At 72.3% G+C, this 3,402-nt stretch carries 3 protein-coding genes; 2 read left to right on the forward strand and 1 reads right to left on the reverse strand.

The window, feature by feature from the left end:
• The first annotated feature begins 66 nt into the window (after positions 1-66).
• The gene (locus AB0G02_RS32165; protein ID WP_360801655.1) at positions 67-1,008 is read left to right on the forward strand and encodes a 5'-3' exonuclease; all 942 of its coding nucleotides are present in this window, start codon (positions 67-69) and stop codon (positions 1,006-1,008) included.
• Positions 1,009-1,144: 136 nt separating this feature from the next.
• Positions 1,145-1,957: a hypothetical protein gene (locus tag AB0G02_RS32170; protein ID WP_360801658.1), complete on the forward strand. Its 813-nt coding sequence runs from the start codon at positions 1,145-1,147 to the stop codon at positions 1,955-1,957.
• 55 nt (positions 1,958-2,012) lie between these two features.
• Here AB0G02_RS32170 and AB0G02_RS32175 read toward each other — a convergent pair whose 3' ends face one another.
• On the reverse strand, positions 2,013-3,251 hold the full coding sequence (locus tag AB0G02_RS32175) for a GNAT family N-acetyltransferase (protein WP_360801661.1): 1,239 nt from the start codon (positions 3,249-3,251) through the stop codon (positions 2,013-2,015).
• Positions 3,252-3,402: the final 151 nt, after the last annotated feature.

Raw genomic sequence — 3,402 nt, forward strand, 5'->3', positions numbered from 1 at the left:
GCAACGGATCGCGGCAACGGGTGCGCGCAATGGGTGATGTCGGTGGTCTCTGGCAAGCTGTCCCGGGTGAGCAATCCGCTGGTCCTGATGGACGCCGCGAGCCTGTACTTCCGGGCGTTCTACGCCCTGCCCGAGTCGATGACCGCCCCGGACGGCACACCGGTCAACGCGGTCCGCGGGTTCGTGGACACGATCGCCAGGGTCATCACCGACCGGAAGGCCGGCCGCCTGGTCGCCTGCCTGGACGCGGACTGGCGGCCGGAGTTCCGGGTGGCCGCGCTCCCGTCGTACAAGGCGCACCGCGTCGCCGCGGGGGCCGCCGACGGCGAGGAGGAGGTGCCCGACACCCTCACCCCGCAGGTGCCGATCATCCTCGACGTGCTCGACGCGGTCGGCATCGCGACCGCCGAGGCCGCCGGTTACGAGGCCGACGACGTGATCGGCACCCTCGCCGCCCACGAGACCGCCGACCCGGTCGAGGTGATCACCGGCGACCGCGACCTGTTCCAGGTCGTGCGCGAGGAGCCGACCCCCGTGCGCGTGCTCTACCTCGGCCGCGGGTGGGCGAAGGCGGAGTTGCTCGGGCCCGAGGAGTTGGCCGCCAAGTACGCGCTGCCGGTCCAGGACGCCGGGCGCGCGTACGCCGGGATGGCCGTGCTGCGCGGCGACCCGTCGGACGGCCTGCCCGGCGTGGCCGGGATCGGGGAGAAGACGGCGGCGAAGCTGATCAGCGAGTTCGGGTCGCTGCAAGCCGTGCTCGACGCCGTGCACGACGGCCGCGACCGCAAGCTCACCACCCGCGCCCGCACCGCCCTGCTCAACGCCCAGGACTACCTGGCCGTCGCGCCCACCGTGGTCAACGTGGCGACCGACGCGGACATCGTCATGGACCGCTCGGACGTCGTGCCCGCCGCGCCGGTCGATCCGGACCGCGTCGCGGAGTTGACCCGGCGTTGGGGCTTGGGCAGTTCGCTGCCCAGGCTGCTGTCCGCTTTGGAGCGCCGCTGACGATCGCCGGTTCACCACGCCGGCTCCACTCACGACCGGCACCATCCGCACAATCCCCGGCAGCAGACGCCGATGCCGGAGTCCAGCGGGGTGGAAGGCGGAGTCGGGGCGGTGGGCGGGTTGTTACCGTCGCGGCATGTGCGTTTCCACTGACGACGCCGACTTCAGCGGCACGTTCGCCTACGCGGGGCGGTGTGGGCACCCGGTGCACGGGCGCATCGAGGTGCTCGGCTACCAGAACCGGGTCGCGAACCTGGCTCCCGGGCCGAACGCGATGGTGCTGCACGTGCCCGCCGCGGGCATGACGCGGGAGAACTTCCTGTCGGTGGGCCGTGACGGCGCGGTGTTGACGAGGATGGTCGACGCGGTGCGGCCGCCCGTGCTCATGGCCGGCGGGGCGGCCACGATGGACTGGCTGGATCACGGGGTCGAGGTGTTCGAGCACGACGTGTACACGGTCGTGCTCGCCTCGGACCCGACGCGCATCCCGCAGGCGTTGGAGCAGGTGCCGCCGCACAAGCGGCCGCGGGTGGGGGACGCACTCTTCCAGTTCTACGCCGACGTGTTCCCCGGCCACACGATCGTGCTGTGCTGCTTCGACAACGCCGACGCGCGGTGGGCGAAGCCGTTGTTGCTCTGGTACCGCCCGATCGACCCGGATCGCCTGGTCGTGCCCGCGTTGGACAGCCACACCGGCGAGGTGCCGGACCTCGACGCGTGGGTCCGGCCGGACCACTGGCTCGTCTTCGGCACGGACGAGGTCGGGCCGGAGTGGGGTCACCCCGTCGACCACGGCCGCGCGATGCGGCACAAGTTGCGCGAGTTCCTGCCCGACCGGGTGATCGGCGTGCAGGTCGCCTACGGTCGCGTGCCCAACGGGGACTTCGTGCTCGCGCACGACGACCTGCTGCGCGGTGACGCGGACAAGGTGGGGCGGTTGAGGCCCTGACGACCGGACCGTCGGGAGAAGGCACCCGGAGAGCGGGAACCTCAGGGGGCAGAGGTCAGAAGTAGGTGCCGCACCAGGGGACTTCGGACACGGCGAACAACGCGTCGGCGCGGGCGAGGGCCGTGGGGGCGACCAAGTCCAGGCGCCGGGTCGCGGCGAGCGTCGCGAACGACACGCCACCCAGGTAGGTCGAGGCGAGGACGTCGACGTCCAGCAGCAGTTCGGGGGCGTCGTCGACGCGCGTCACGCCGTCCGGCGCGATGCGGTACGAGCCCGAGTTCTCCGGCAGGTACGCGTCGCGCACGCCGATCACGACCGGCTCACCGTCGCGGTACGTCCGGGCGGCCAGGGCGGCCGGCACGTCGAGCAGGCGCAGCCACGTCTCGTCGGTCTCCTGCACGACCTGGCACGCGCGGTGGTCGGTCAGCAGCCACTCCACCGGCTCGTCGAGGGGCCGGCCGAACGTCGTGACCTGGTCGACCAAGTCGACGCCGAGCGCGAACAGCCACAGGTCGGCCCACGCCTCGGCGTTCCGCGCCCACAGGTCCATGACGACGAGCGTCGTCGGCTTGTGGACGCCGGGTTCGTAGTCGCCGGGCACCACCTTGAACACCGCGTAGCCGTCGACGTCGTCCGAAGTACCGGAGATACCCGACGCACCCGAAGACCCCGAGCGCACCGCGATCTTGAGGTTCTCCTCGACCGCCCCGCGCCGGACGTTCATGCCCCACCACGCGGGCCAGCGGGCGATCGTGCCGGCACGTCCCGGTGACAGCTCGTCGAACAACGCGAGCGCGATCCGCTCGCCCTCCTCGCCCTCGACCAGCCGCACCCGGCCCACCGGGCGCGTGCGGGGCACGGCCTTGCGACGGTCGATCTTCAGGAACCGGTAGCGGGTGGCCACGCCGTAGCCGTAGCGGCCGTAGATCGCGGATTCGGTCGCACGCAGCGTCGCGACCACGTCCCCGTCCGCCCGCAGCGCCCGGAGCTGCGCCCGCTGCAACGCGCTCAGCACGCCGCGGCGCGTCCAGTCGGCCCGCACGCCCACCCGGCTCACGGCCGCGTTCCGCACCACCGCTCCACCGGGCACGGCGAGCCGCGACGGGAACGCCTGCACCGTGCCGATCATCTCGCCGTCCGCGAACGCGCCGAACGTCCGCCCCGGGTCGTACGACTCCCGCACGAACTCCCACACGTCGTCCGGCGCGGGCTTGTGGTGGAGAGCGCCGCGGAACAGGCCGTGTGCGGTTCGGTACTGGGAGTCGTCCAGGACGCGGACGTCGTGATCGGTCACCACCGAATGGTGCATGACGATTGCTCGCTTCGCTAACGAGTTCACGGCGCGACGGCCGGGTCCGCACCACCGGGTCGACTCCCACCGGGGAGGAGCAGGGGGAACGCCGCGCCAGGCGAAGAAGGTGAGGGCGGACACGACGGAGGCCACC

The sequence above is a fragment of the Actinosynnema sp. NPDC023658 genome (genome assembly GCF_040639995.1).
Classification (GTDB): Bacteria; Actinomycetota; Actinomycetes; order Mycobacteriales; family Pseudonocardiaceae; genus Actinosynnema.

Bases quoted from the DNA above. Each gene is read 5' to 3' on its own strand.
- AB0G02_RS32170 (WP_360801658.1), top strand. From the start codon at position 1,145: ATGTGCGTTTCCACTGACGACGCCGACTTCAGCGGCACGTTCGCCTAC.